The following is a 24,221-nucleotide window of genomic DNA, read 5'->3' as shown; positions in this document are numbered from 1 at the left end:
CTCGTCTTGAGTTCGACCATAGCGAGACGAGACGGTCTCGTCCAGAGATGGCGTAGGATTGGCCCGTGACCGGCGTTCCGTCCCAGGCCAAGCGGCAGGCCATCCTCGAGGCCGCCACCGAGACGTTCCTCCACTCCGGCTACGCCGCGAGCGTCGACGAGATCGCGGCCGTGGCCGGGGTCGGCAAACAGACCGTCTACCGCCATTTCCGCGATAAGCAGACGCTGTTCCTGGCCGCCGTCGCCGCGGCCCGAGCCACCACGACCGACCAACGCGCCGCAGGCCGGCCAAGAGCAGGCCACCCAGAAGCCGGCCACCCAGAAGCCGGCCACCCGGAAGCCGGCCACCCGGAAGCCGGCCACCCGGAAGCCGGCCACCCAGATACAGGCCACCCGGAAGCCGTCCAGCCCCACGGCGACTGGACGTTCGCGCCGGACGACCCCACCAAGACGCTGACCCGCCTGGGCGAGCGCATTCTCACCGCGGCGCTCTCACCGACCGTGGCCGCCCTGCACCGCCTCACGATCGCCGAGATCGGCAACCACCCCGAGCTCAGCGACCACTGGGGCGACGGCGCCGAGCCGTTCATAGACCACGAGCTGGCCGCCTATCTCCGCCGCTGGGACGAGTCCGGCGTCCTCGACGTGCCCGACCCGGTTCGCGCCGCACGCCAGTTCGCCTACCTGCTGATCACCGAGGGACGCATGGCCTCCGCGTACGGGACGAAGCACCTCACCGCCAAACGGCTCCACACCATCGCCGCCGAGACCGCCGACCTGATCATCCGCGCCCACCGGCCCACCTGATGTCACTCATCTCTCGGGGATGAGGTGCGGGCCGGAGCGCGCAAGAGACGCTCTGGGCACCCGGACGCCCTAGGGAGGCGCAGCGATGGCTTTCGACACGTTCATGGTGTATGCGGGGGTTTATCCGAGCGTTGCCGACGCGGAGGCCGACTACGACCTGGTCAAGGACCTGCATCGGAAAGCCGGACTGATCGACGCCTACGACGCCGCCGTGCTGGAGCGGCGCGAGGGCGGCAAGACCAAGATTGTCCGCAAGCACGAGACACCGACCCGGGTCGGCGGCGTGCTCGGCGGCGGGGTGGGGCTGGCCACCGGCCTGGTGGTGGCGCTGTTCCCGTTCGCGGCCATCGGCGGCGGGCTGCTGGCCGCCACCACCGGCGGCGGGGCGATCCTCGGCGCCGTGGCGGGTCACGCCGCCGCCGGGATGAGCCGGCACGACCTCAAGGAGCTCGGCGAGTATCTCGACGCCGGCCAGGCGGGCCTCGTCGTGGTCGCCGCCTCGGACATGGGCGCCAAGGTCGAGCAGGCCATGCGCCGCGCGGAGAAGCTCGAGGCCAAGGAGCTGAAGGCCGACACGGCCGAGATCGAGCAGGACGCCAAGACGGCAGCCGAACCAGCTTGATTCCCCGGGGGATGCGAACGGCCGCCGGCAGGGGGTGCCGGCGGCCGTTACGCTCCAAATGATCAGCGGCCGTACCGGGACTTCAGGTGTCGCCAGAAGTCCCGGAACATCCATTTGTCGAACTCGGTGATCGAGGTTGCGCTGCCGGCCTTCATGATGAAGCCCTGGCCGGGCAGTGGGTCCCAGTCATAGAAGTCATCCAATCCATAGGTATGCCCCATTTCATGGAGCAAAATATGGATGTTGGTGGCGTTCAGGTTGCTCATGAAGTACTCGGAACCGATCCGCTGACCCCAGTCGCCGCCCGCGCCACCACCGAAGCCGGCGGTGAGCCACAACGAGTGGTCGTAGTGATGTGACGCCCCACCCGGGCAGCCCGAGTAGTTGCCGTCCTGGTGGAAGAAGCGGCCGCACGACTCGACACACTGCGGCGCGTTCTCCCGGATGTTGTTGACGTAGATGTCGACCGACGTGTCGGTCCACTCCAACTGGGCCCGATCGCGCACCGCCCAGCCGACGACCTTCACCGGCACCTGCTTGTAGGGCCAGTTGTTCCAGGCCACGCCGTTGTCGAGCATCTGGTCCATCCACTTCTGGTACTGCCGCTGCAGCGCGGCTGCGACCGCGTCCCGCTGGGCGGCGGTCACGTGCGCGGTGGAGTCCCAGCGAACGCAGTAGTTGATCGCGCCACCGCCGGCGAAGAGCTGGTCCCACCCGTAGTTCTTGAACCCGTACAGGTCGCCGTAGGTCTGCTCCTCATGGGACCAGACCGCGGCGAGCGGCTGCACCAGGCTCGACGGCGGATTCCAGACATTTCCAGAGGGGGGAGCGCTAGTAGTGGGCGAAGTAGGAGGTGACGTGGACGGCGTGGTACTGCCGGTACAAGAAACCCCGTTGACGGAAAAGACCGTAGGGACCGGATTGGCCGTACCAAATGTCCCGGTAAATCCCACGCTCACCGTCCCGCCGCTGGCGACCGAGCCGTTCCAGCTCGCGGCCACCGCGGTGACCGACTGGCCCGACTGGCTCCAGGTGGCGCTCCAGCCCTGACCGACCTTCTGCGAGGCATCCGGGAAGGTGAAGCCCAGCGTCCACCCGTTGAGCGGATCGCCGAGGTTGGTGACCGTGACGGAGGCCTGGAAGCCGCCCTGCCATTGGTTCGGCACGGTGTAGGCGACACGGCAACCCACCGCCGCGTACGCCGGCTTCAGCACACCCACGATCGAGAACGCGACGAATATGCAGGCAAGTGCCCACGCGGCGCGACGTCTCATGGAAAGCTCCTAAGGCATGAAGGAGTGACAGCCCTCGGAACGTGGCACCGGTCCGGGCACAGCTTATATCGATGAAAACGAATGCGGTACCCGGAGATTCACAGGATGGCTCGCGCCGGTTAGCCGACCGGCCGCCTGGCGCCCCTAGGGTCGCAGCGAGGTGATCGCAATGTCCAAGAGCATGCTGGCCGGCAAACGGCCGCTGCCCGCGCACATCACCGTCTATCTCTTCGTCACCATCCCGTTCCTGGCGCTGCTCGCGGCCATCCCGTTCGCCTGGGGCTGGGGCCTGACCTGGCTCGACCTCGCGCTGGCCGCCGGCTTCTACGTGCTGACCTGCCTGGGCACCACGGTCGGCTACCACCGCTACTTCACGCACGGCTCGTTCAAGGCCAAGCGCCCGCTGCGGCTCGCGCTCGCCGTCGCCGGCAGCCTCGCCGTCCAGGGCCCGATCCTGCACTGGGTCGCCGATCACCGCCGGCATCACGCGTACGCCGACAAGGAGGGCGATCCTCATTCGCCCTGGCTGTTCGGCACCTCGCCGATCGCGCTGGCCCGCGGCTTCTGGCACGCGCATCTCGGCTGGATCCTCGACCGCGACCTCACCAACCAGGAGCGGTTCGCCCCCGACCTGCTCGCCGACCGGGACATGCGGATGGTGCACCGGCTGTTCGGGCCGCTGACCGTCCTCACGCTGATCGGTCCGGGCGTGCTCGGCGGGCTGATCACCTGGTCCTGGGCCGGCGCGCTCACCGCGTTCTTCTGGGCCGGGCTGGTCCGCATCACGTTCCTGCACCACGTGACCTGGTCGGTCAACTCGGTCTGCCACATGATCGGGGAGCGGCCGTTCGCGGCTCGCGACAAGTCGGCGAACTTCTGGCCGCTGGCGATCCTGAGCATGGGCGAGGCCTGGCACAACCTGCACCACGCCGACCCCACACAAGCCCGGCACGGCGTACGCCCCGGCCAGATCGACATCTCGGCCCGGGTGATCTGGATCTTCGAGCGGTTCGGGTGGGCACACGACGTGCACTGGCCGACGGCCGAGCGGCTGGCCAAGATAACCAGGGCGGCATAATGACCCGGTGCGAGAAGTAGTAGACGGCGTCTTCGAGCTCGGCCTGGGTTTCGTCAACGTCCACCTGGTGGTCACCGACGACGGCGTCGTGCTGATCGATACCGGTCTGCCCCGCCGCTCCTCGCGCATCGAAAAGGCGCTGAGCGAGATCCGCCGCCCGCTCGGCGAGGTGCGCACGATCCTGCTCACCCACCATCATTTCGACCACACCGGCAACGTCGCCGACCTGCGTACCCGCTCGGGCGCGCGGGTCTTCGCCCACGCCGCCGACGCGCCGGTGATCACCGGTGCGATCCGGCCGCCGGCGCCGAAGAAGCTGCTGGCCCGGATGGCGAGCAAGATGATGCACGCCGAGCCCACCAAGATCGACCAGCTGATCACGGCGGACGAGTCCGAGCCGTTGCCGGGCTTCAACGCGCTGCACACGCCGGGCCACACCCGCGGCCACGTCGCCTATCTGCTCGATCGGGCCGGCGGCGTGCTCTTCGCGGGCGACGCCGCGGCCGGCAACAAGGGCGAGGTCACGAGCGCGCCGCGCGCGGCGGCGGCCGATCTGGCCGAGCTGGACCGCAGCGTGATCAAGCTGGCCTCGTACGAGTTCGACCACGCCGTCTTCGGCCACGGCCAGGCGGTCAGCGGCCGAGCCGTCGACCGTTTCCGGAAGTATGCGGAGACGCTCGGCGAAAGCAACGGCACGTAACGCCGGAAAGTTGCGTTTAGTTTGGAAATCGGCTAACGACAATGCGGTGTGCCGGACATCGGCAGCAATCATCGTGACTGCATGCGAGTCGCTCTGGTCACGGAGTCCTTCCTGCCGGATGTCAACGGGGTCGCGCACTCGGTGGTGCGGGCGGCCGAGCATCTGATGCGTCGCGGGCACCAGCCGATGGTGATCGCCCCGCAGCCGCCGCCGGCGGTGCGTGATGCCCGGGTCGACGTGCCTTATCCGGTTGTGCGAATCGCTTCGCTACCCATGCCGGGCTATCCACAGATCCGCCTCGGGCTGCCCACACCGACGATGACCGGCGCCTTGAAGGCGCACGGCGCCGAGGTCGTGCATCTGGCCAGCCCCTTCGTCCTCGGCGCGTGGGGGATGGCGGCCGCGCGGTCGCTCAAGCTGCCCACCGTCGCCGTCTATCAGACCGATGTGGCCGCCTATGCCCGGGCGTACAAGGTGAGCATGACCGAGGGCGCGGCCTGGCGTTGGATTCGGACCGTGCACAACGCGGCATCCCGGACGCTGGTGCCGTCCAGCGAATCGAAGGCGGCGCTCGGCGCGCACGGCGTGGAGCGCATCCACCTGTGGCGGCGAGGCGTCGATGACGTGCAGTTCCACCCCGGACGCCGCACCGACGGAATGCGTCGCGTGCTGGCGCCCGACGGCGAGGTGGTGGTCGGCTTCGTCGGCCGGCTCGCCGTGGAGAAGCAGATCGACCTCCTCGCCGACGTGAGCCGGTTGCCGGGGGTAAGGCTGGTCATCGTGGGTGACGGCCCGGCCGGGCCGGCGTTGCGCAAGGCATTGCCCAAGGCCAAATTCCTCGGCGTACGGCGAGGGCTTCAGCTGGCGCGCATCTACGCGAGCTTCGACATCTTCGCCCACACCGGACCCTACGAGACCTTCGGGCAGGCGGTGCAGGAGGCGATGGCCAGCGGCCTGCCGGTGGTGGCGCCGCACGCGGGCGGCCCGGTGGATCTCGTGCAGCATGGGCGGACCGGTTATCTGGTGCCGCCGTTCGAGGCTGCCGGGTTCACCTCGGCCGTCCTCGACCTGGCGGCCTCGCCCGAGAAGCGGGCGATGTTCGGGGCGGCCGGTCGGCACGCCATCGAGGGCCGCAGCTGGGCGGCCGTTGGCGACGAGCTGATCGGGCACTATAGGGCCGTGTGTGAGAAGTCGGTCCTGGCGGCCGCCGCGTGAGAATTGTCCGAGTTGCCAATTTCATCGCGCCGCGATCGGGCGGGCTCAAAACGGCACTCCGCAACCTGGGCGCCGGATACCAGGCCGCCGGCCACGAGACCTCGCTAATCACCCCCGGTCCCGATTTTTCGGACATGACGACCGAGCAAGGCCGAGTGATCACCCTCCCCGGCCCACTTGTGCCGGGCGTCGGCGGGTACCGAGTCCTGCTCGACCGCCGCAACATAACCGAGACGATCAAGCGCTTGAAAGCCGACCGGATCGAGATCTCCGACCGCACCACCCTGCGCTGGCTCGGCAAATGGGCCCGCAAACAGGGAATCCCGTCCATGATGGTCTCGCACGAGAGCCTCGACGGCCTCCTGCGCCTGTTCGGCCCCGCATCCGGCCAGAAGATCGGCGACGTGCTCAACCGTCGCACCGCCCGGGACCACGACAAGATCGTCTGCACCACCCAGTGGGCCGCCAACGAGTTCGAGCGCATCGGCGTGCCCAATGTGACCCGCGTGCCGCTCGGCGTGGATCTGGACCGTTTCTCGCCGGAGCGCCACGACCCGGCCATGCGCGCCCGCTGGGCCTCCCCCGACGACGTGCTCCTGCTGCACTGCGGCCGGCTCTCGCCGGAGAAGAAACCCCGCCGTTCGCTTGCGGCCCTGGAGGGCTTGCGGTCTTCGGGAGTACGGGCGGTGCTAGTCGTCGCCGGCGCGGGGCCCCTCCGCAACGCGCTGCAGGAGGAGGCCGCCGACCGGGGACTGCCGGTCCGCTTCCTCGGCCACCTCAGCGACCCGCTCGAGGTGGCCGCCCTGCAAGCCAGTGTGGACGTGGCGATCGCGCCCGGCCCGATCGAGACGTTCGGCCTGTCCGCGCTCGAGACGCTGGCCAGCGGCACCCCGGTGATCGTGAGCTCGGAGAGCGCGCTGCCCGAGGTGATCGGCTCGGCCGGTCTCGCGGTCGGCGGCGAGGGACCCGCCTACACCGCCGCCGTCCAGGAGCTCATGTCCCGCCCGGAGGCCCAGCGCCGCGCCGCGGCCCGGGCGCAGGCCGAGAAGTTCCCATGGTCGGCGTCGGTCGCCGGCTTCCTAGCCGCACACGAGGTCGCTGCCGAACCGCTGCGGTGGAACGCCGGCCGCGCGTAGCTCGCCGGCAAGCTCGGGATTCGCGTTCCGCAGGAACACGACGACCTGATGATCGTCGGCGAGGCCGCAGAGCGCCGCGAGCGTGCCGAGGTTGATCGGGTCGATCGCGGCGACCTCGGCCAGGTCGACGATCAGCCGGAGCGGGCGCAGCTTGCGGACGGCGTGCACCAGCGTCTGCCGGAACTGGACGGCACAGTCGGCGTCCAGGGCACCGTGCGGGCGGATCACCAGGCTCCCGTCGGCGTCCGTCCGGACACCGATCGAGAAGTTTGACATCGGTCCACCTTCCGTCAACCCGGGCGGCACAGCCTATTCGGGCGACGGCATGGCGTCGATCAGTCATTCACCACGTGAATAAAGACTCAGAGCGCGCCAGTCGACAAACTTGAAGTCGGTGCTGACCCGGCCCTGGTCCGGAGTGTTCTCGCCGTCGTGCAGAACGAGCAGGCCGTGCGGGTATCCGGGCAGCGGCACCGAGGTGGCGGCCGCGCCGTCCGAGTGCTGCACGCCGTCGGTCCGCTTGCCGTCGACGACCTGGAAACTCTTGATCGGCCGGTTCGTGCGCCGGTCGTACACGTAGAACTTGCTGTCGCCCTGGCTCGAGACGATCAGATAGCCGTCCTTCTTGCCGGTCGAGTAGATCGTGGCGCCCTCGACATCGGCGCGGATGCGCCCGCCGAAGCCCGGGTCGTCACCGGCGACGCATTCCTCGGTCTCCGGGTCGTAGGTGGCCGGCACGCCGAACTCCGCGACCCGCTCGACGATCCGCGGCACGCTCGCGAAGCGGTCGCCGTCCAGCCGGATCTTCCAGAGCGCGACGTCCTCCTGCGCGGCGTAGAGCACGCCCGCCTCGGCGTCGACGACCATGCCCTCGACCTGCGGGTCCTCGCCCGGCTCCTCGCAGGGCGACCAGGTGGCGCCATTCGGCAGGCGGAACTCGCTGGGCAGGTCGAGCGTGTCGGTGACCCGGTAGGTGACCTTGCCGGCGCGCTCCTCCAGCCGGAAGATCCCGAGCCGGGTGCTGTGCCGCCGGCTGACCACGGCGTACCGCCCGTACGTGGCAAGACCGTAACCGGTCGCCTGGGTCTCCACCTCGTCCTGGCTCTTGGAGAACAGCAGCGGCGCGTCAGCGGCGGTGATGTCGACGAGGCGGCCGCTCGGCTCGATCCGGTAGATCCGCAGCTTGTCGCTCCCGCGATCGGTGACCACGGCCAGGTCTTCCTTCTTGCGGCCGAACCCGGTCACCAGATCGACGTTGTTGAACCGCCCGTCGGCCGGCGGCGCGATCGACTGCACCTCGCGTCCCGCCAGGTCGTAGACCCGCAACCCGCCGTTCTTGGCCGTGCCGATGACCCGGCTCTTCGCCCGGTCGGTCCGGTTGATCCAGATCGCCGGGTCGTCGGCGTCCGCGTCGCCGCCCGCCTCGTCGTCGAAGAGCGCCGGCGTCTCCACCGAAGCCGTGATCTCCTGCAGGTCGTTCGCGGGCTTTCCGGCGGCTTGCGCGGGTGCCGCGACGACGGTGGAGAGGGCGACAAGGGCGACAATGCCAGCGGTACGGCGCATGGCGCCGACGATTCCGGATGACTCTGGCGTACGGGTGACGCGGGTCTTAAATGTAGGTCATGACCGATCTCTGGCAGCGGACCGCCACCGACCTCGCCGCCCTGATCCGCCACCGCGAGGTGTCCCCGGTCGAGGTGGTGCAGGCGCACCTCGACCGGATAGCCGCCGTGAATCCGCAGATCAACGCGATCGTCACCCTGGATCCCGAGGCCGCCCTGTCCGCGGCGCGCTCCGACCTTCCGGAGGGCCCGCTGCACGGCCTGCCCATCGCCTTCAAGGACACCCACGAGACCCAGGGCATGCGTACGACGTTCGGCTCGCCCCTGTTCGCCGACCACGTCCCCGACTTCGACGCCCTGTGCGTCTCCCGCATCACCCGGGCCGGCGCCGTCCGCCTGGGCAAGACCAACGTCCCCGAGTTCGGCGCCGGCTCGCACACCTTCAACCCGGTCTTCGGCGTCACCCGCAACCCCCACGACCTGACCCGCTCCGCCGGCGGCAGCAGCGGCGGCGCCGCCGCGGCCCTGGCCTCGGGCATGCTTCCCCTGGCCGACGGCGGCGACATGGGCGGCTCGCTGCGCAACCCCGCTTCCTTGTGCGGCGTGGTCGGCTTCCGCCCTACTCCAGGCCGCGTGCCGTCCTGGCCCACCGAGACCCCGTGGGACACCCTGACCACCGCCGGCCCGATGGCCCGCAACGTCCCCGACGTGGCACTCCTGCTGTCGGTGATGGCCGGCCCCGACCCCCGCTCGCCCATCGCCTTGGATGCCCCCTTCGTGGCCGACCTTCCCCGCGACCTGACCGGCCTGCGCGTCGCGTGGTCCCCCACCCTCGGCGGCCTCCCCGTCGACCGCGCGGTCCTGGACGTCCTGACCCCCGCCGTGACGCTCTTCGAGTCCCTCGGCTGCAGCGTCGCCTTGGCCGACCCCGACCTCACCGAAGCCGAGCTCATCTTCCGCACCCTGCGCGCCCACCAGTTCAACCTGGCCTTCGGCCCGCTGTACGACGCCCACCCCGATTCCTTCAAGCCGTCGCTGGCCGAGAACATCCGAGCGGGCCGGTCCCTGACCGCTTCGGATCTGGGCCGGGCCGGCCAGGCCTGGGCACGCCAGTGGCGGGCCGGCCTCGACTTCTTCGACCGCTTCGACGTCCTGCTGGCCCCGGTGAGCCAGGTCCCACCCTTCGCCGCCGACTGGGAGTACCCCCACGAGGTGGCCGGCGTCCCCTCCGAGTCCTACTTGGACTGGATGCGCTCCGCCTACCACATCACCGTCCTGGGCGCCCCCGCCTTGTCAGTACCCGCCGGCCTCACCCCAGCGGGCCTTCCCATCGGCCTGCAGATAGTCACCCGCCCCCGCAGCGACCTCCTCACGTTGCAGGTGGGAAACGCCTTCGAGAACGCGCGCGGACCCCTGCTGACCAGCCGAAACGGCCTAGCGGTGGATACCTGATCGGCAACCGGTGGGGTCGCAGGTAGTCTGTGATCGCGGGCCGCTAGCTCAATGGCAGAGCTGAGGACTTTTAATCCTTAGGTTCGGGGTTCGAGTCCCCGGCGGCCCACGAGCGGCTGGGTGGAGTCTGCTCGCGGCGAGCGCGAGCCGGGGCCACTCGTCATGTCTGCTCCGGGGGCCGAGCCCCCGGACGCCCCGCGATGCGGTGGTCGCGCTCGCCGTTTGTGTCACGGGCGGGATTCGCGGAGCCGTGGCTCTAAAATCCTGATTCTTGTGCTTTGCACTTCCCTCGGCGCGAGGGAGGATCAGCCCATGGACGAACATCACGTCCCTGTTCTCGTGGTGGGCGGCAGCCTTGTCGGCCTGACCATGTCCGCGCTGCTCGCCAAGTATGGAGTGGCCAACTTGGTGGTCGAGAGCCATCCCGGCACTGCGATCCACCCGCGCGCGGCGTCGTTCCATCAACGGACGATGGAGGTCTTCCGCTCGGTCGGGCTTCAGCGCGAGGTCGAGGAAGCCGCCGCTCGTGAGTTCCGGCAGGGCGGGGCCATCGTCGCGGTGGAGAGCCTCGGCGGCAAGGAGCTGGCATATTTCTACCGGTCGTACAACGACGGGGTGGAAGGCCTCAGCCCGGCCGATCGCTTGTTCGTCACCCAGGTCGGGCTCGAACCGATCCTTCGCCGGCGGGCGACCGACCTTGGTGCGCAGCATTTGTTCGGATTCGATCTCGTCTCGTTCGAGCAGCAAGATGATCAGGTCGTGTCGGTCATCCGCCCCCACGCCGGCGGTGCCGAACAAGTCGTCACCTCCGACTACCTGGTTGCCGCCGACGGTGCGCACAGCGAGATCCGCGAGCACCTGGGCACACCGATGGACGGCCGGGGCAGCTTCGCCGACTGCGTCACGATCTACTTCCGGGCCGAGATCAACGACCTGATGCGCGAGCGCAACCTCAGCGTCGTGTACGTCAACAATCCCGGGCTGACCGGGTTCTTCCGGTTCTCGATCACGGGAGACTCGGGCTTCCTGGCCGTTTTCGCGACGCTCGACCCCGAAGGCCGCCGCGACACCCATGTGGGCCAGGACATCTCCGCACAACAGTGCGCCGACCTGGTGCGTACGGCATTGGGCGCCGACGCGGCCCGTCCGATCAGTGTCGAAAGCGTCCAACGCTGGAGCGCCATGGCGGTGACCGCCCGATCCTTCCGGAGCGGTCGGGTGTTCCTGGCCGGCGATTCCGCCCACGCGATGCCGCCGACCGGCGGGTTCGGCGGGAACACCGGTGTCGCGGACGCGCACAACTTGGCCTGGAAGCTCGCCTTCGTCACGCGAGGACTGGCCGGAGCCGAGCTGCTCGAGACGTACGACGCCGAGCGCCGCCCGATTTGCGCGCTCACCGTGGAACAGGCGTACACGCGGTACGCGCTGCGGGTGGATCCGTCGCTGCCGCGCGATGACCTGATGCCACCGCTCGACGACGCCGCCATAGAGCTCGGCGCGATCTACCGATCGACGGCCGTCCACGCCGAAGGGCCGCCGGAGAGCCCGCTCGACGACCCGCACGGGCGGTCCTGGGCGGTCGGCGCCCGAGTACCCCACGTCATGCTGCCCGGAACCGGCGGTCCCATCTCCACCCTTGACACCGCCGAGGAGGGATTCGCGCTCCTCGTCGAGGATGAGCGTGCGGGCCGGCGCGAGCTCGTGAACGCGCTCGGCATCCCGGTCGCCATCCACGCCCTCGGGCCGGGCGGCGCACCAGCGGGCGGCGCGCTGCTTCGTCCGGACGGAGTGATCGCGTGGAAGCCGGATAACGCCGGTGACCTGGTGTTCGAGCAGCTTCCCGGCGTCCTGTCAGAGCTGCTGTCGAGAAGATGAAGCGGCCGGTGATCTGGTCTCAGGGCCGGCCGGCGTGCGGCACGTTCACGTCGACCGCCAGGAGGCGACCGTCGCGGGCGTTCTTGCGGGCTTCCTCGTAGAAGTCCGGCGCGGAACACAGGAACAGCGTCCGTCCGTCGTCGCCGCCCAGCATGCAGGCGAACACGCCGCCGCCGGGCTCGACTGTCCGCTCGATCTTGCCGCCCTCGAAGACCCGGATCGCCCGCCCGCCGGTGGCGTCCGCGATCCAGAGCGCACCTTCGGCGTCCAGGCCGCAGCCGTCCGGCGCGACGACCAACTGGCCGATCAGCGGCTCGAGTTCCCGCTCGGTGGGCGTGGGACCGAACTCGGCCCAGGTACGTCGATTCTCGAGCGTTCCGTCCTCAGCGATGTCGAAGGCGGCTACCCGGTTGCCGAAGGTCTCGCAGACCAGCAACACGTTGTCGTCGGTGATGACGCTGCCGTTCGGGAAGAGCATCTCGTCCGCGGCGACGCTGACAGTTCCATCAGTGTCGACGCGGAGCAGCCGGGCCGGTGCCAGCGAAGCCCCGCCCATGAGGTCGAACCCGAACTCGCCGACGAACGCCCGCCCGCGGGAGTCCACGACCATGTCGTTGGGGTGTCCACTCACGTGACCGGACAGGTCGGCGTGGACGCTGAGGCTTCCGTCTGTCTCGACCCGCAGGATCCGTGCGTCTCGCATCGAGACGACGAGCAGTCTTCCGTCCGGCAACCAGCCCAGCCCCGAGGGTTGCTGGGGCACCTCGACCTCCTTGCGCAGGTCGCTGCCGTCGGCTGCAGCCGAGTACACGGCGTAGGTGTAGAAGTCGGAGAACCAGATCCGGCCGTCGTGCCACCGCGGGCACTCCAGGTAGGACAGGCCCTCGATCACGGTTCTGGGTTCCGTCGCGCTCATGGGTCGCTCCGTGTGTGGTCTGGTTGATGTGGACGGTTCAACGCGCGACCTCGAGGAAACGCTCGAGCTCCCGTTCCGGGTCAGGACCGCACGGCTGGAAGACGATCTCGGTGATTCCCTGCGAGCTGATCTGGTCGAGCTTGTCGCGCACCTGCGCACGGGTCCCGGTGAGGGTGACGTCGCGTAACGTGACGTTGCCGCCGGCGTTCCAGGCGGCCTGGTCCGCCTCGTTGAGGCCGACGCAGTGCTGGGCATGGACGGCGAGGTGACGCTCGGCGACCGGTGCACGCTCCACCACGTCCATCCACTGCTCACCACCCGGAAGCGCGCGGACGGCGTCGGGCCCACCGAACTCGAAGGCGCCGTGCAAGGACAATGCCCATCCCGGGCCGCCGGCGGCACGAGCGTGCTCGGAGTCGTCGCTCTCGTCGTCGTCGAGGACGGTGCCCCAGGCCAGGTAGGCCGACCAGGGGTAGTCGTTGGCGAACTCCGGCAGCAGCAAGGTGGTGAACAGTCCGTCGCCGAGCTCGTTGGCCACCTTGTTGCCCTTCGGGCCGAGTGCGCCAACGATCACCGGGACCTTCACCGGACGGTGTGGGGCGTGTCCGTCGGGGTGCAGCATCTGCATGCTGGCCCCTTCCCACTCGACCACCTCACCGCGCAGGAGGCCAAGGTAGGCGCGGATGTAGGAGTCCATGTACGACCAGGTGATCGCCCCGTAGCCCATCGCTCGACGCCCGGTGAACCCGGTGCCGAACGCCACCGCGACGCGGCCCGGAGCGAGGGCACACAGCGTCGCCGTGGCGGCAGCGTTGACCATCGGGTGCCGCAGGCTGGGGACCAGGACGCCCGGACCGAGGCCGATGCGCTCGGTCCGATCCGCTGCCAGGGCCAGCGTCATCCACACGTCCGGGCTCTGTTGCGGGGTGTCATAGACCCAAGCCCGCTCGTAGCCGAGGGTCTCGGCCACCGCGATCATCTCGGGCGAGTCCAGAGCCGTCGGAAAGGCACACGACACCTTCATGGCGAGTCCCTCATCTGGTAGACGGGGAGTACTTACTAAGCGCATAGTCACAGCTGCGCTAGAGTGTGTCAAGCGTCACACCGCACCCTTGGAAGGCGTCATCACCTTGGCTAAACCACGGCAGGCACGGCTGACCGCCGCCGAGGTCGGCCTGCTCCAAGAACTGGACGACGAGTCCCCCAACCTCTGGCCGGCCAACCTCAACGAGGTCGCTCGTAAGCTGCTGACCTCCGCGGTGCGCTGCTTCGCCTCGAATGGCTTCCACGGCACGACAACTCGCGACATCCCCGGCATGGTGGGCCTCAGTCCGGCAGCTCTCTACGTCTATTTCCCGTCCAAGGAGCAGGTGCTCTTCGAGCTCATCCGAACAGGGCACGAGAAAGCGCTCGACTACGTCCGGGCCCCGGAGATCCAGCACCTCGCGGACGCGGCCGAGCGCCTACGCCTCATCGTCTCGCGTTACACCGAGTGGCATGCGCGTCACCACGTGATCGCCAGGGTCTGCCAGTACGATCTCGCGTCCCTGAGCGTTGACCACTACAACGACATCCTCGAGCTACGACATCAGACGAACGCCGTGTTCCGCGGTGCCGTTCAGCAAGGCGTCGACGACGGGACGTTCGCGACCGTCGACGTCAACCGGGTCGCGCGCGCCATGCTGTCACTCGGCATCGACCTGGTCCGCTGGTACCGGCGAGACGGATCGGAGACACCCGAACAACTCGGCCGGTTCAACGCGGATCTCGCCTTGAAAATGGTCACTTCGTAACGGCCGTGACGGCGGACACAGGGCCGGAAACGCGCGCGTCACATATGAGCAACGGGTGGGAAATCAGGCGTTGCCACGCTGGCCACATCATCGCGCAGGATGCACCCGGAGGATGTGGATCGTGAGCTTCAAGGCAGAGTACATCTGGATCGACGGCACCGAGCCGACGGCGAAGCTCCGCTCCAAGACGAAGATCCTGGACGATCAGGCCAAGGGAGCCGAGCTGCCGATCTGGGGCTTCGACGGGTCCTCCACCAACCAGGCCAAGGGCCACTCCTCGGACCGCGTGCTCAAGCCGGTCTTCACCTGCCCCGACCCGATCCGCGGCGGCGACCACGTCCTCGTGCTGTGCGAGGTCCTCAACATCGACATGACGCCGCACGAGTCCAACACCCGGGCCGTGCTGGCCGAGGTCGCGGAGCGGTTCGCGGCGCAGGCTCCGATCTTCGGCATCGAGCAGGAGTACACCTTCTTCGACGGCGCCCGGCCGCTCGGCTTCCCCGCAGGCGGCTTCCCGGCCCCGCAGGGCGGCTACTACTGCGGCGTCGGCGCCGACGAGATCTTCGGCCGCGACGTCGTCGAGGCGCACCTGGAGAACTGCCTGAAGGCGGGGCTGACCATCTCGGGCATCAACGCCGAGGTCATGCCCGGCCAATGGGAGTTCCAGGTCGGCCCGCTGGCGCCGCTCGAGGTGGCCGACCAGTTGTGGGTGGCGCGCTGGCTGCTCTACCGCACGGCCGAGGACTTCAAGATCTCCGCGACCCTCGACCCGAAACCGGTGAAGGGCGACTGGAACGGCGCCGGGGCGCACACCAACTTCTCGACCAGGGCGATGCGCGAAGGTTACGACGCGATCATCACCGCCTGTGAGGCCCTCGGTGAGGGCTCCAAGCCGATGGACCACGTCAAGAACTACGGCGCCGGCATCGACGACCGCCTGACCGGCCTGCACGAGACCGCCCCGTGGAACGAGTACAGCTACGGCGTCTCGGACCGCGGCGCCTCGGTGCGCATCCCGTGGCAGGTCGAAAAGGACGGCAAGGGCTACATCGAGGACCGTCGGCCGAACGCCAACGTCGACCCGTACGTCGTGACCCGTTTGATCACCGACACCTGCTGCACCGCGCTGGAGAAGGCCGGGCAGGCCTGATCTGACTCACCCCAGCAACTCCAGGTGGCCGTCCGAGCCGACGGCCACCTTCGCGGCGTCCAACTACGCAGAGGCCCCAGAAGCGGATGATCCGGGACGATGATCCCGCGGTTCCGCTCGACTCGGCCACAGCCCGGCAATGGGACTGCGAAGATTCCTTCGCTGCTGCCCGCGAACTCCACCGCGCCGCAGCTGCGGCAGTCACCCGCCGCGACCTCGGCGCCTCGAGCCTGAACACTTTGCCGGCTGATCGGCAATGTCAGGTTGGAAGCGCGGAGTTTGCCGAGGAGGGCTATGGCTTCGGATGCGGATTTGATAGGCCGGTCGCTGGATGGCGATGTCGACGCCTTCGTGGAGGTGGTCGAGCGTCATGAGGGCGCAGTCGGTTCGTACCTCGCCCGCCGGGTGGGGCGCGATGCGGCTGAGGACCTATTGGGCGAGGTCTGGGTTGCGGCGTTCGAGTCGCGGCGATCGTACGACCGGTCGTACGACGACGCACTGCCGTGGCTGTACGGGGTGGCGCTGAATCGCTTGCGCCGCCACTGGCGGTCCCGGCCGCCCGAGGACCTGGTCGCGGACGTGACGGACCTGGCTACCGACTGGGATCCGTGGGCGGCGGTGGACCTCGCCGTGGACGCACGGTCGGTGCTCCGGTCGGCCCTGATGCGGCTCAAACCCGAAGAGCGGGAAGTCCTGAGGCTCGTCGCCTGGGAGGACCTGACCGCGGCCGATGCCGCGCGGGCTCTCGGCATGCCGGCCGGCACCGCCCGGCGGCTGCTCAGCCAGGCCCGGACGGCACTGCGCGACGCACCCGGGGTGTCCGCGCTTCTGAAGGATCGCAACAGCGCGAAGGAGAGACACCGATGACCGACGAGCTCGACCTGGTCGGTGAGTTGGGCGGCGCAGAACCACTGCGTCCCGAGGCGTATCAGCGAGCGCGGGCGGTTCTACGGGCCGCGATGGCCGACCCCGGAACCGTGCGGTTGCTGGGCGCGAATTCAGTGGAGGACACGACTGTGGAGACGACTTCGACCGTGGAAACGACAACCGTACGAGACCAGGCATCCAGCCCGGCGATTCAGCGCCGCCGCCGGGGCGGCGCGGCCGCCCGGCTCGGTATCGGCGCCGGGGTGGCGGTTGCCGCCGCAGCGGCGGTCGTCGCCGTGGTCGTCAGCACGTCGGGGAACGGGGGCGTGCAGCCGGCCAAGGATTCCACGGTGGCGGCCGCTGGGCCGGCGACCGCCGGCGGGTCCGGCGGCGGTGCGCCGCTGCTGACCCTGGCCGGATACATCAAGACGAACACCCCGTCGGACGGCGACGCGTGGCTGGTGAAGGCGACCCAGGTCAACGGCACCAAGACCATGCAGGTCGTCTACACGCTCTACACCGACGGTCACGCGATCTACACGGGCAACAGCGTGAAGGACATCAAGCGGGCGATCACCAAGCACCAGGACCAGATGAACGCCGGCGGCTACGCCCCGCTCGTGAAGGCGGCCATCCAGGCGGCGGACGCCAGCCCGGCCGACGGCCGGACCCGGATGCTCAAGGCCGCCAAGGACCCGCTGGTCGGCCTCGACACCGCCGCGCAGAAGGCGGAGTGGGACAAGCAGCAGGCGGCCGCCCAGGAGATCATCAAGGCGAAGGGCGGCAACGCCAAGCCGAAGCCGTACAGCCCTCAGGCCGTCCAGCAGCACTTCGACAACGCCCTGTGGACGTACAGCACCGAGGCGCTCTCCGCCGGCGACGGCAACATTGACGTACGGCAGGGCGTGCTGCGCCTGCTGTCCACCATCGCCGGGGTCAGCGTCAAGGAATCGACCACCAACGGCAAGGCCACGCTGACGATCACCGCCGGCTCCGGCGTGTTCGGCGGCCAGGACAGCGAGGTGCTGACCATCGACGCCAACACCGGCATGCTGGTCAAGGACGTGTCCACCGTGCCGGGGATCCCCCAGGCCTCCACCACGTACGAGTCTTCCCGGGTGACGGCGGCCAACCTCTAGGCCGGCAATCACCAAAGGTGCGGGCTGCCATCCAGGCGGCCCGCACCTGCCGTTTGAAGTCCCCGTTCAGTTTCTGGCGATGTTCGAATAAACTGAACAACATGCAAAACCGAACGCAGCTCGGGTCGGACGGCACGGAACGGCTCCTGCAGCCCGCCCGAGAGCGCCTGCGTGAGCTCGGCATAACCCTTGAAGAAGTGTCACCTGCTCCGGAGTCCGACCGCGGCGTCGATACGCTCGTCGTTCTGTCCCGAGGCGGCAACACCGCTGCTTATTCGGTGCAGGTGAAGGTCCCGATGACCCTGACCTCGGTGGCTCGCGAAAGATCCACCGGGCCTCACCCGCTGCTTGTGGTCGGCGACCGCATCAGCCGACGCAGCGCCGATGCGTTCCGCGACGCGAACATTCAGTTCATCGACGCCCTAGGAAACGCGTTCATAGTCTTCGGCAACGTCTATGTCGACGTGCGAGGACGCACCGATTCGGCCGACCAAGCGGATGCCTACTCGCATCGAAGCAGCGCCCGGCAGTCGGTGAATCTCTTCAGCCGGGGTCGGGCGCAGGTCATCCTTGCCCTGCTCTCCTGGCCGGAGCTGGCCGGCGAACGACGCCGGGAGATCGCAAATGCGGCCGGAACCTCAGTGGGACAGACGCATGAAGTTCTAGGTCAACTCGAAAAGGCCGGGTTCCTGCTTGCAACCTCACGGGAATTGGACCGATTCGACGAGCTTCTCGACTTGTGGACCGCCGCCTACTCGACCGGTCTCGGCCCGCGCCTCGCGGTCGCTCAGTTTCATGGCGATCCCGGCCGGCCGATCAAGAGCGATCGCGCTGTCTTTCTGAGCGGCGAAACGGCTGAGGGAGTCGACATCGCGCGGCCGGCAACGGTGACCGTCTACCTGGACTCCTTCGATCTGAAGCTCGCCGCTGCCAATCGCTGGAGTGCGAACCCGGACCGCGTGCGCAACGTCTCCGTCCGTCACAAGTTCTGGGTCTCGCCTCGCCCAGCTGAAGAAGATCCAGCGACGAAGCCGCGAAACGCTCCCTGGCCGCTGGTATACGCCGACCTCATGGCCACCGGCGATGCTCGCCTCGCCGAGGTGGCCAGGACCTGGAGGGCCGATCATGCTCGACCTGAGCAGAGCTGACCCGTCGCTGCTCCTCCTGGTCGACAAGGTGACGGCCGAGCTCCTGGCCAAGTCGACGCAGCTGGGTGCCGACGAAGTGATGCTCGTCGGGGCGCACTGCCGCGACGTCCTGCAAAGCGCATTCGGGCACGAATTCTCGTTACGCGTCACGGCCGACATCGACCTCGGGTTGGTAGTGGCGAACTGGGCTGCCTATGACGAGTTGGTCACGAGACTTCCGCCGACCGGCAACACCGGCATCCGCTTCCGGATCGCGCAAACTTCCACCGACCTTTTGCCTTTCGGACCAGTGGAGGATCCTCCCGGCACGGTGACGCCGACGTCTCGCCGAGATCCGATCAACGTGTGGGGGTTCGCCGAGGTCTTCGCGGCTTCTCTCTCGCTCGAACTGCCCACCGCGGGAACCATCCGGATTCCCACGGCTGCCGGTTATGCGGCGTTGAAACTTGCCGCGTGGCTGGACCGTAGCGCCTACGGCGAATACAAGGACGCCTCCGACATTGCCACAGTCCTCTACTGGTACTCGACGTCTCCCGCAGTTGAGACCTACATCTATGAGACGGCTCGCGGCCAGAATCTTCTTGTCGAGGCGAACCTGGACGATGCCGTTGCGGCGGCGCGCGTTCTCGGCGAGGACATCGCCGGCATCGTCGGCGCCAAGCGTCTGTCCGAGATCACCGGTCGCTGGTCGACGTCGCCCAAAGATCTCCTGGCTCACCACATGACGGTGACTAATGCACCCGCCTGGGTCGCCTCCTCGGACAGACGGCAGACGCTACTCACTGCGATGGAACGCGGCGCGGGCCTTGGCTGACGAAGCCGGGTGGATAGCCTCTAGCCATGCCGACGTTCGAGATCACCCCGATAGGCACGGTCCGGAACGGGCGGACGGATGTTCAGCACACGGACAACTGGGGTGCGGTTCGCAGCACGATCGTCGTCGATGAGCGGTTCGGGGAAGCCTGCCTTCAAGGGCTGGAAGGCTTCTCGCACGTGGAGGTCCTCTTCGTCTTCGACCAGCTCGCGGAGCTCGACGACTACCGCGAGCCCAAGCCGTACCGCGGCCGCGCCGACCTCCCGCCGGTGGGCATCTTCGCCGGGCGGGGGCCGCGCCGGCCGAACCGCATCGGGGTGACCACCTGCGCGATCGAGGCGGTCCAGGGCCGCGAATTGACGGTGGTGGGGCTCGACGCGGTCTCGGGCACCCCGGTCATCGACCTCAAGCCGGCGATGGTCGAGTTCACCCCGGCTGAGCTCAAGCAGCCGGAATGGGTCAGCCAGATGATGTCGGAGTATTTCCGGCCGTGACCATCAGCGGCAGGACGGCGCGCACCTGAGCGGCCAGGCCGTCCAGGACCGGCTCGCCGCCGGCGGTGTAGGCGAGCAGCGCCTGCTGGAACAGGCCGTCGAGCATCCCGTACGCGGCGGGCGAGGTGACCGACGGTGGGCGGCCGGACAAGGTGGCGTAGCGGTCGATGACCCGCCAGATCATGGCCTCGAGCGCGGCGTCGATCTCGGTGATGGCGCCGCGGAGGCCGTCCTCGAACATGCTCTGCGTGCGCAGGTCGTACCAGAGGCGGTGCATGGGCGCCTCTTCGCGGATGGTCTGCCCGAGCTTTGCCGCGAAGGCCTCGACCAGCTCGCCGGCGGAGGTCGAGTCGCGCACGACGGCGTCGTACCGGGTGACGCAGCGTGCCTTGTAGTAGCGAACGCTGTAGATGACCAGCTCGAGCTTGTCCTGGAAGTAGTAGTGCACGACGCCGTGGCTGAACGGTGAGTTGCCGGCGATCTCCCGCAGGCTGGCCCGGGCATATCCCATCTCACCTAGCGTGAGCAGCGCGGACTCGGCCAGCTCGTCGCGCCGGCGATCGAACTTGTCCACGGGTCGGGTCGGGCTCACGACAACATCGTACGGGTTCTTGACAAGCGTCCAAAGTTTTCTTGACAACTGTCAAGAAGCGGCATGTGATGTAGGTCTCGTCCGAGTCCGCACGCACCCACGGGAGCTTCCATGGCACAGATCGATCTCACCGGCCGCCGCGCCCTCGTCACCGGGGGCGCCCAGGGTCTGGGCGAAGGGATGGCCCGCGCGCTGGCGGCCGCCGGCGCCTCCGTCGTCGTCGCCGACCTGCAGGACGACCTAGGCCCGAAGGTCGCCGAGTCGCTGGGAAAAGAGTCGCTGGGAAACCAGAGCGGCTTCGTGCACCTCGACGTCACCGACGACGACAACTGGGCGGCCGCCGTCGAGCAGGCGATCGGCATCATGGGCGGGCTCGACATCGTGGTCAACAACGCCGGCGTCGAGATCACCAGCCTGATCGTCGACCTGGAGGCGGCCTCGGTCCGCAAGATGCTCGACGTCAACCTGCTCGGCACCGCGCTCGGCATCAAGCACGCCTTCCGCGCCATGCGTCCCGGCGGCGCCGCCGGCAATGGCGGAGTGGTCATCAACGTCGCCTCGGTGGCCGCGACCATCGCGTTCCCCGCCATCTCGGTCTACTCGGCCACCAAGTCCGGCGTCGACCGGCTCACGAGGGTGGCCGCCATGGAATCCGGCAAGCTCGGCTACGGCGTACGCGTCAATTGCATTTATCCCGGTCTCGTGCCGACGGCGATGGGCGCCGGCCTGGCCACCGATGTGGCTCGGATCGGGTTGTTCGCCTCGCCGGAGGAGGCAGTCGGCGCTGTTGTCGAGCTCACGCCGTCCGGCCGGTTGGGTGAAGTCGGTGACATGGCCGACGCCGTGGTGTTCCTGGCGTCCGACGCGGCCCGTTTCATCAACGGCGCCGGCCTGCCCGTCGACGGCGGAATGGGGATGTGACATGGCCGCCAAGCCCGTCATCGTCTACGGCGCCTCCGGCTACACCGGCCGGTTGATCTGCGAATACCTGCGCGAATACAACGTGCCGTTCGTCGCGGCCGGTCGCGACGCCGCCAAGCTCGAGGCGTCCATGCGGGAGAACGTGGCCGGGATCGAGACCGCCGACTACGAGGTCGTCGAGGTCGCGCACGACACCAAGGCGCTCACCGAGCTGTTCCGCGGATCCGCGGTCGTCTGCAACACGGTCGGGCCGTTCAGCGTGTACGGGCCGGAGGTCGCCGAGGCGTGCCTGGCGGCCGGCACGCACTACCTCGACACCACCGGCGAGCAGGACTGGATGATCACCTGCGACGAGAAGTACGGATCCGACTTCGCCGCCGCCGGACTGCTGCTGGCGCCGGGCATCGCGCAGATGTACACCACCGGCGAGATCGCGGCCGAGCTCTGCCTGGAGAAGCCGGGGCTCGACTCGCTCGACATCGCGGTGTTCTGGGGCGGCAGCCCGACCATCGCGTCGACGCTGACGATCCTGGTCAACGCTGCCACCTCCGGGGCGTACCGCCTCGAGCAGAACCGTTACGAGGCCTGGGATCCCGACGCCGGCCTGTACCAGCTGGTCCTGCCGGGTCAGCACGAGCTCGCGCTGGCGCTGCCGTGGGGCGGCACCTCCCACCCGGTCTGGTACCGCAACGACCCGCGGGTCGCCAACGTCAAGGTGCTCGGCGGCGTCTTCAACCGGGCGTTGATGAACGGCGTCCCCCAGATCGTGACGGCGGCCGTCGAGGCGACAAAAGACATGGACCCCGATGACAGGTACGCCGCCCTGACGGCAACCGCGGCGCAGGTGATGAACCAGATGCCGCCCCGGGAGAACCCCCGCCTCAACAAGTCGGTCGACTCGGTGCACGCCTCCGGACCGCTCGGCCGGGCGCACTGCGTCATCTACGGCAACTCGAACTACAAACAGACCGGCCTGATGCAGGCGTATGCGGCTTACCACCTGCTGCAGCGGCCACCACGACGTGTCGGCTTCGCGTCCGGCTGCCAGGCCTTCGGCCATCGCGAGCTGCTCGGCGTGCTGGAGAGCTTCGGCCTGGTCCGCGAGCCCACGGTCACGGTCGAGCGCTGAGTCATGCGGCTCGTCGACTACCTGGACAAGGGCGCTTCGCTCGATCCGGACGCTCCGTGCCTGACCACGGAGGGGGACACCCGGACGTACGGCGAGGTGCAGCGGCTCAGCGTCCGGATCGCGGCGGCGCTGGCCGCTCGGGGGGTCGTTCCCGGAGATCGTGTGGCGGTGCTCTCCGGGAACGACCCGACCGCCTTCACCTGCGTCTTCGGGATCAGCCGGGCCGGCGCGGTCTGGTGCCCGATCAACCCCCGCAACGAGGCGTACGAGAACCGCGAGCTGCTGGACCTGTTCGGCTGCAAGGCGCTGATCTATCAGGCGGCGTTCGCGCCGCTGGTGGCGAAGATCCGCGACGAGCTGCCGGCGCTGACCACCCTGGTGTGCCTGGAGACGGACTGGGACGACTTCCTCACGTCGGACGACCCGGTTGATCTCCCCGCCGCCGACGACCTCGCCATGATCGTCGGCACCGGCGGCACCACCGGGCGGCCCAAGGGCGTCGAGCTGACCGGGGCCAACCTCGAGGCGATGACCGCGATCACGCTGATGAGCTACCCCTGGCCGGACCGGCCGGTGTATCTGGCGCTCGCACCGCTCACCCACGCCGCCGGGGTGCTCTGCTTCCCCGTACTGGCCAAGGGCGGCGAGATCGTCATCATGCGCAAGCCCGACGTGGCCGCGTTCATCGCGAACATCGAGCAGCACCGGGTGACGCATACGTTCCTGCCACCGACGCTCATCTACATGGTGCTGGCGCATGCGGCATTGGATGCCACCGATCTGTCGTCACTGCGATGTTTCTGGTACGGCGCGGCGCCGATGTCCTCGAAGCGGCTGGAGGAGGCGCTGCTCCGGATCGGACCGGTGATGGCGCAACTCTTCGGCCAGACCGAGGCGCCGATGATGATCTCGACGATGGCGCCCGGCGACCACTACCTCGCCGACGGCAGCATCGCGGTGGCCCGCCTCTCCTCGGCCGGCCGCCCGTCGCCGCTGGTCACCGTGGCCATCATGGGACCGGAGGGCGAGCTGCTGCCGCGCGGCGCCACCGGCGAGATCGTGGCCCGCGGCTCGCTGGTGATGCGCGGGTACCACCGCGATCCGGTAGCCACCGCGACCGCCTCGGCGCACGGCTGGCACCACACGGGCGACATCGGCTACCTCGACGACGACAACTACTTGTTCATCGTCGACCGCGCCAAAGACATGGTGATCACCGGAGGTTTCAACGTGTACTCGACCGAGGTCGAACAGGCCCTCATGCAGCACCCGGCGATCCAGGACTGCGCGGTCATCGGCCTGCCCGACGACAAGTGGGGCGAGCGGGTGACCGCGATCCTCCAGCTGCGCGACGGCGCGACCGTCGACAAGGAGGAGATCGCCGCGTTCGTGAAGACGCGTATCGGCAGCGTGAAGACCCCCAAGCAGATCGAGATCTGGGAGGACCTGCCGAGGTCGAAGGTGGGCAAGATCCTAAAAGCCGATATCCGTACGCGTCTGTCAGGCGCGTCCTAGCCCGTTCTCCCTGGGTACGCTCC

24 protein-coding genes and 1 tRNA gene are annotated in these 24,221 nt (G+C 68.6%); 19 read left to right on the top strand and 6 right to left on the bottom strand.

Translation table 11 applies throughout. The features are described 5' to 3' along the window. Positions 1–65 precede the first annotated feature (65 nt). Positions 66–806 carry a TetR/AcrR family transcriptional regulator C-terminal domain-containing protein gene (locus ACQPZX_RS01040; protein WP_433373040.1) on the top strand — a complete coding sequence of 247 codons (741 nt, stop codon included), beginning with the start codon at positions 66–68 and terminating at the stop codon, positions 804–806. Between the two features lie 85 nt (positions 807–891). Then, the gene (locus ACQPZX_RS01035; RefSeq protein ID WP_433373038.1) at positions 892–1,428 is read left to right on the top strand and encodes a hypothetical protein; all 537 of its coding nucleotides are present in this window, start codon (positions 892–894) and stop codon (positions 1,426–1,428) included. Positions 1,429–1,490: 62 nt separating this feature from the next. On the opposite strand, the gene ACQPZX_RS01030 is transcribed toward ACQPZX_RS01035, so the two are convergent. Further along, positions 1,491–2,702, bottom strand: a complete 1,212-nt coding sequence (locus ACQPZX_RS01030; protein WP_433373035.1) for a cellulose-binding domain-containing protein — start codon at positions 2,700–2,702, stop codon at positions 1,491–1,493. A 169-nt stretch (positions 2,703–2,871) separates the two neighbouring features. Here ACQPZX_RS01030 and ACQPZX_RS01025 point away from each other — a divergent pair, with 169 nt between their 5' ends. The 4 genes from ACQPZX_RS01025 (at position 2,872) to ACQPZX_RS01010 (ending at position 6,831) form a co-directional block, all read left to right on the top strand. Continuing rightward, complete coding sequence (locus ACQPZX_RS01025; RefSeq protein ID WP_433373032.1) at positions 2,872–3,780, top strand: acyl-CoA desaturase; 909 nt, start codon at positions 2,872–2,874, stop codon at positions 3,778–3,780. A 7-nt stretch (positions 3,781–3,787) separates the two neighbouring features. Beyond that, on the top strand, positions 3,788–4,480 hold the full coding sequence (locus tag ACQPZX_RS01020; protein WP_433373029.1) for an MBL fold metallo-hydrolase: 693 nt from the start codon (positions 3,788–3,790) through the stop codon (positions 4,478–4,480). Between the two features lie 81 nt (positions 4,481–4,561). Next, entirely contained in the window at positions 4,562–5,695 is a 1,134-nt protein-coding gene (locus ACQPZX_RS01015; RefSeq protein WP_433373026.1) for a glycosyltransferase family 4 protein, read from the top strand. Then, positions 5,692–6,831, top strand: coding sequence for a glycosyltransferase (locus ACQPZX_RS01010; protein ID WP_433373023.1), 1,140 nt, complete (start codon positions 5,692–5,694; stop codon positions 6,829–6,831). Before ACQPZX_RS01015 ends, ACQPZX_RS01010 begins: the two co-directional genes overlap by 4 nt. Here the strand turns inward: ACQPZX_RS01010 and ACQPZX_RS01005 are convergent. Next, entirely contained in the window at positions 6,775–7,107 is a 333-nt protein-coding gene (locus tag ACQPZX_RS01005) for an STAS domain-containing protein (RefSeq protein ID WP_433373021.1), read from the bottom strand. The genes ACQPZX_RS01010 and ACQPZX_RS01005 overlap by 57 nt on opposite strands. Positions 7,108–7,170: 63 nt before the next feature. Further along, entirely contained in the window at positions 7,171–8,394 is a 1,224-nt protein-coding gene (locus ACQPZX_RS01000) for a phytase (protein ID WP_433373019.1), read from the bottom strand. 59 nt (positions 8,395–8,453) lie between these two features. Between ACQPZX_RS01000 and ACQPZX_RS00995 the strand changes: the two genes are divergently transcribed. The 3 genes from ACQPZX_RS00995 to ACQPZX_RS00985 all read left to right on the top strand — a co-directional run bounded on the left by ACQPZX_RS00995 (position 8,454) and on the right by ACQPZX_RS00985 (position 11,720). Beyond that, on the top strand, positions 8,454–9,845 hold the full coding sequence (locus ACQPZX_RS00995; RefSeq protein WP_433373016.1) for an amidase: 1,392 nt from the start codon (positions 8,454–8,456) through the stop codon (positions 9,843–9,845). A gap of 37 nt (positions 9,846–9,882) precedes the next feature. Next, positions 9,883–9,954 (top strand) — tRNA-Lys (locus ACQPZX_RS00990). An 11-nt stretch (positions 9,955–9,965) separates the two neighbouring features. Next, positions 9,966–11,720 (top strand): FAD-dependent monooxygenase, encoded by a 1,755-nt coding sequence (locus ACQPZX_RS00985; protein ID WP_433373013.1) that lies wholly within the window; start codon positions 9,966–9,968, stop codon positions 11,718–11,720. Between the two features lie 19 nt (positions 11,721–11,739). Here ACQPZX_RS00985 and ACQPZX_RS00980 read toward each other — a convergent pair whose 3' ends face one another. Both ACQPZX_RS00980 and ACQPZX_RS00975 read right to left on the bottom strand, forming a co-directional pair. Beyond that, entirely contained in the window at positions 11,740–12,636 is an 897-nt protein-coding gene (locus ACQPZX_RS00980) for an SMP-30/gluconolactonase/LRE family protein (protein ID WP_433373010.1), read from the bottom strand. A gap of 37 nt (positions 12,637–12,673) precedes the next feature. Further along, entirely contained in the window at positions 12,674–13,660 is a 987-nt protein-coding gene (locus tag ACQPZX_RS00975; RefSeq protein ID WP_433373007.1) for an LLM class flavin-dependent oxidoreductase, read from the bottom strand. Between the two features lie 88 nt (positions 13,661–13,748). Here ACQPZX_RS00975 and ACQPZX_RS00970 point away from each other — a divergent pair, with 88 nt between their 5' ends. From ACQPZX_RS00970 to ACQPZX_RS00940, 7 genes are all read left to right on the top strand, one after another. Continuing rightward, positions 13,749–14,429: a TetR/AcrR family transcriptional regulator gene (locus ACQPZX_RS00970; RefSeq protein ID WP_433373005.1), complete on the top strand. Its 681-nt coding sequence runs from the start codon at positions 13,749–13,751 to the stop codon at positions 14,427–14,429. 121 nt (positions 14,430–14,550) lie between these two features. Further along, positions 14,551–15,579 (top strand): glutamine synthetase, encoded by a 1,029-nt coding sequence (glnII, locus tag ACQPZX_RS00965; protein WP_433373003.1) that lies wholly within the window; start codon positions 14,551–14,553, stop codon positions 15,577–15,579. A 294-nt stretch (positions 15,580–15,873) separates the two neighbouring features. Continuing rightward, the gene (locus ACQPZX_RS00960; RefSeq protein ID WP_433373000.1) at positions 15,874–16,446 is read left to right on the top strand and encodes an RNA polymerase sigma factor; all 573 of its coding nucleotides are present in this window, start codon (positions 15,874–15,876) and stop codon (positions 16,444–16,446) included. Next, entirely contained in the window at positions 16,443–17,585 is a 1,143-nt protein-coding gene (locus ACQPZX_RS00955; RefSeq protein ID WP_433372997.1) for a hypothetical protein, read from the top strand. Before ACQPZX_RS00960 ends, ACQPZX_RS00955 begins: the two co-directional genes overlap by 4 nt. 101 nt (positions 17,586–17,686) lie before the next feature. Continuing rightward, positions 17,687–18,733: a type IV toxin-antitoxin system AbiEi family antitoxin gene (locus ACQPZX_RS00950; protein WP_433372994.1), complete on the top strand. Its 1,047-nt coding sequence runs from the start codon at positions 17,687–17,689 to the stop codon at positions 18,731–18,733. Continuing rightward, positions 18,711–19,547, top strand: coding sequence for a hypothetical protein (locus ACQPZX_RS00945; RefSeq protein WP_433372991.1), 837 nt, complete (start codon positions 18,711–18,713; stop codon positions 19,545–19,547). The genes ACQPZX_RS00950 and ACQPZX_RS00945 overlap by 23 nt, the downstream gene beginning before the upstream one ends. 26 nt (positions 19,548–19,573) lie before the next feature. Beyond that, the gene (locus tag ACQPZX_RS00940) at positions 19,574–20,041 is read left to right on the top strand and encodes an SAM-dependent methyltransferase (protein WP_433372988.1); all 468 of its coding nucleotides are present in this window, start codon (positions 19,574–19,576) and stop codon (positions 20,039–20,041) included. On the opposite strand, the gene ACQPZX_RS00935 is transcribed toward ACQPZX_RS00940, so the two are convergent. Continuing rightward, positions 20,007–20,633 carry a TetR/AcrR family transcriptional regulator gene (locus tag ACQPZX_RS00935; protein ID WP_433372986.1) on the bottom strand — a complete coding sequence of 209 codons (627 nt, stop codon included), beginning with the start codon at positions 20,631–20,633 and terminating at the stop codon, positions 20,007–20,009. The two genes, ACQPZX_RS00940 and ACQPZX_RS00935, sit on opposite strands and share 35 nt — an antisense overlap. Before the next feature lie 111 nt (positions 20,634–20,744). Here ACQPZX_RS00935 and ACQPZX_RS00930 point away from each other — a divergent pair, with 111 nt between their 5' ends. Genes ACQPZX_RS00930 through ACQPZX_RS00920 form a run of 3 tightly spaced genes read left to right on the top strand, consistent with a single transcriptional unit; the run spans position 20,745 to position 24,198 of the window. Then, positions 20,745–21,554, top strand: coding sequence for an SDR family NAD(P)-dependent oxidoreductase (locus tag ACQPZX_RS00930; protein ID WP_433372983.1), 810 nt, complete (start codon positions 20,745–20,747; stop codon positions 21,552–21,554). 1 nt (position 21,555) lies between these two features. Further along, positions 21,556–22,683, top strand: a complete 1,128-nt coding sequence (locus ACQPZX_RS00925) for a DUF5938 domain-containing protein (protein ID WP_433372981.1) — start codon at positions 21,556–21,558, stop codon at positions 22,681–22,683. A 3-nt stretch (positions 22,684–22,686) separates the two neighbouring features. Continuing rightward, positions 22,687–24,198, top strand: a complete 1,512-nt coding sequence (locus ACQPZX_RS00920) for an acyl-CoA synthetase (protein WP_433372978.1) — start codon at positions 22,687–22,689, stop codon at positions 24,196–24,198. Positions 24,199–24,221: the final 23 nt, after the last annotated feature.

This window comes from Actinoplanes sp. CA-142083, from assembly GCF_050942195.1.
Lineage (GTDB): Bacteria > Actinomycetota > Actinomycetes > Mycobacteriales > Micromonosporaceae > Actinoplanes.
This window is presented reverse-complemented; position numbering and strand designations above follow the sequence as displayed.